The following is a 3,208-nucleotide window of genomic DNA, read 5'->3' as shown; positions in this document are numbered from 1 at the left end:
ATTCGGGGGTTGATCTCGCGGACCTGGAGCGCCTCCTCGCGCGAGGCGGCCCAGATCTCCTCCTGCGCGTTGTAGCAGAGGCGCATCGCCATCTTGTGGTGCAGGTTCAGGAGGTCGGCCGATTCCGTGAACCGCAGGGCGACGGCGTTGGGCAGGAGATAGGCCGCGTACTCGTCGGACGCTCCCCGCGCGCGGAGCGTCCCGATCGCCTGCCACGTGCGCTCCATCGTCTCGCGGTAGAGCGCGGCCGCCTCCGGCACGTCGCCGACGAGCATCGGCACGACGTAATCTGGTGCGTCCGAGAGATAGGCCGGGAGCGCCGGGCGGGACGCGGGCGTCATCCGGTGGCGCTGGTCCTGGGAGTCCGCGGTGTGGGAGAGCTTCTTGCGGAACGTGTAGCCCGGGTGGAACATCGCCCGCGAGATCTTTCCGTGGGTCGTGAGCGTCAGCGTCTCGCCCAGCAGCCGGTTCTTCCCCGGGTCGAGGCAAAGCGCGATCGCGTCGTCGTCGGTCATCTCCGACGCGGCGAGGCCCAGCACCTCCCGCACCGACGCGGCCAGCACCGCCTCGTTGTTCCGCTTCCAGTCGACGAGCCGGGAGACCCTTCCTTCCAGAGACGCGTCGAACTCGTCGCGGAAGCGCGCGCCGGATCGTCCGCGCTCCGCGACCGCCCGGAAGGCCTCGAACTCGGGCGTCTCCTCGAGCGGGATCGGGTCCTCCAGGACGTGGGCATAGAGCGGGTCGAGCGCGAGCACCTCGGCGACCATCCGGTCGACGACGTACCGCTGCTCGGCGGGCGCGTCGTAGGATTCGCAGAGCCGGCGGTAGCGGAACAGCGTGATTCCGGAGATCGTGTGGTAGAGGTACGCGAACGTCGCGATCGGCAGCACGTAGCGGGCGATCTCCTGCGCGCGCTTGCCGACGGCGCCGGCGAACCGCTGCGGCCCCTCCCCGCGGAGCCTTCCGGGAAAGAGCCCGAAATAGCGCTCGCGGCAGATCGGCGAGAGAAGTTCGGTCAGGCGCGCGTACGCCTCGTTCTGCAGCCGGGCGGTGCGCTCGAAGAGCTCGCGGCTCGCGCCGGAGAGAGGGGGGATCGCGAAGTTCCCCGCCTTCACCTCGACGTAGCGCTGCGAGACCTGCTCCGAGTTGTAGAAGGGATGGCTGTGGAGGAACGTCCAGAGGAACTGCCGCGAGACGTTGGAGATCGCGAACTGGAAGTGCGCGTGCTGGAACGTCGTGTGGTGCCCCGCTTCGTAGATCGACTTCGCCAGGGCGTCGCGCTTTCCGGGGTTGCGGGAAGCCTGGTCCTCGTCGACGACCCCCTTGCTCGAATAGCACGTCCGCGCGGTCGCGACGACGTTCTCGAAGGGCCGCGTGAACGCATGCGTGAGCCGGACGACGGGCGCCGGCGAGAGAAACGAAAACGGCGGGGTTTCGGGCGCTTGAACCGTGGACATCGAAGGAGCGATTTTAACCCGCATTGCGCGCGGCCGCGCCGTCCCGCGACCCTCTCCGCGGGGCGGGGCGTAAAATCGCGCCGAGGGAGCATGAAGACGCCGATCTACATGGACAATCACGCAACGACGCCGATCGACCCGCGCGTCCTCGAGGCGATGATGCCGTACCTGACGACGGCCTTCGGCAACGCCGCTTCCCGAAATCATCTCTACGGATGGGAGGCCGAGGCCGCCGTCGACGAGGCGCGGCAGAAGGTCGCCGAGCTCCTCGGGTGCTCGGCGGGAGAGATCGTCTTCACGTCCGGCGCGACGGAATCCGACAACCTCGCGATCATGGGCGCCGCGCGCCATTACCGGGAGAGGGGAAACCACGTCGTGACATGCGCGACCGAGCACAAGGCGGTGCTCGATTCGTGCGCCGAGCTCGAGCGGGAAGGCTTCGAGGTGACCGTGCTCGCGCCGGACGCGTACGGGCAGATCTCCCCGGAGCAGGTCGCGGGCGCGCTGACGGAAAGCACGATCCTCGTCACGCTGATGCTCGCCAACAACGAGATCGGAACCGTCCACCGGCTTGGCGAGATCGCCGCCGTCTGCCGTCCGCGCGGCGTCGTCGTGCACACCGATGCGGTGCAGGGCGTCGGCAAGGTCCCGTTCGACGTCGAGAGCTTCGGCGTGGACCTCGCCTCGATCACCGCGCACAAGATCTACGGCCCGAAGGGGTGCGGCGCCCTCTACGTCCGCGGGAAGAGCCCGCGGGTGCGGCTCTCGCCCCTGATCCACGGCGGCGGCCACGAGCGCGGCCTGCGCTCCGGGACGCTGAACGTGCCGGGGATCGTGGGGCTGGGGAAAGCGTGCGAGCTCGCGAAAGCGGAGCTCCCCGAGGAATCGAAGCGGCTGCGGAGGCTCCGCAACCGCCTCCACGAAGGGATCGTCTCGCGGATCGACGGCGTCCGGTTGAACGGCTATCCCCTTCCCTCGATCGACGCGGAAGGAAATCTCGAAGGTCCCGAGTGGCGGCTCCCGGGGAACCTGAACGTCTCGTTCGGCGGCGTCGAGGGAGAGGCGCTCATCACCGGGATCCGGGACGTCGCGGTCTCCTCCGGAGCCGCGTGCACGTCCGCCTCGATCGAGCCCTCGCACGTGCAGAAGGCGATCGGCGTTCCCGACGAGCTCGCGTACTCGGCGATCCGCTTCGGTCTCGGCCGCTTCAACACGGAGGCCGAAGTCGACTACACGATCGGCGAGGTGGTCCGCGCCGTGCGCGAGCTGAGAACGGCGGGCGCGGACCCTACGGATCGACGACCCGGCGCGATCCGCGCGGCGGATCCGCCGCGAAGCGGCTGATCGTGGATTCCCCTTCCGAGTTCCTCGTCTACTTCGAGAAGGTCCGCTCGCGCACGGAGAAGGTGGCGGCGCTCATTCCCGAGGAGAGGATCGAATGGTCGCCGGCCCGCTTCGCGAGCGATCCGTCCTCCACGACGGATCGCGCGGGATTCACGCTCGGCGAGACGGTCCGCCACATCGCCGCGATCGAGCGCTGGATGTTCGCCGAGAACGTGATGCGGCGCCCGAGCCGGTACGCGGGGTGCGGGCCCGATCTCGCGTCGGGCCGCGACGCGGTGCTCGCCGATCTCCGCCAACGCCACCGCGAGTCGGTCGAGATCTTCGGGCGGCTCTCGCCGGCGGATACGGAAGAACGGTGCGTGACGCCCGGGGGCACCTCGATCCGGATCGGCAAGTGGCTGCGCTCG

At 69.2% G+C, this 3,208-nt stretch carries 3 protein-coding genes; 2 read left to right on the top strand and 1 reads right to left on the bottom strand.

What is annotated here, in order from left to right:
• Positions 1–1,457 (bottom strand): FAD-dependent thymidylate synthase (locus tag VKH46_04210; GenBank protein HKB70022.1); only part of this gene is annotated, 1,457 nt, incomplete at its 3' end.
• A 90-nt stretch (positions 1,458–1,547) separates the two neighbouring features.
• Between VKH46_04210 and VKH46_04205 the strand changes: the two genes are divergently transcribed.
• Together VKH46_04205 and VKH46_04200 are read left to right on the top strand one after the other, a co-directional pair.
• Complete coding sequence (locus tag VKH46_04205; GenBank protein ID HKB70021.1) at positions 1,548–2,801, top strand: aminotransferase class V-fold PLP-dependent enzyme; 1,254 nt, start codon at positions 1,548–1,550, stop codon at positions 2,799–2,801.
• Positions 2,802–2,803: 2 nt separating this feature from the next.
• A partial coding sequence (locus VKH46_04200; GenBank protein HKB70020.1) for a DinB family protein occupies positions 2,804–3,208 on the top strand: 405 nt, incomplete at its 3' end.

Source organism: Thermoanaerobaculia bacterium, assembly GCA_035260525.1.
Classification (GTDB): Bacteria; Acidobacteriota; Thermoanaerobaculia; order UBA5066; family DATFVB01; genus DATFVB01.
The sequence above is the reverse complement of the archived record's forward strand: the minus strand, read 5'-3'. Positions and strand labels throughout refer to the sequence as shown.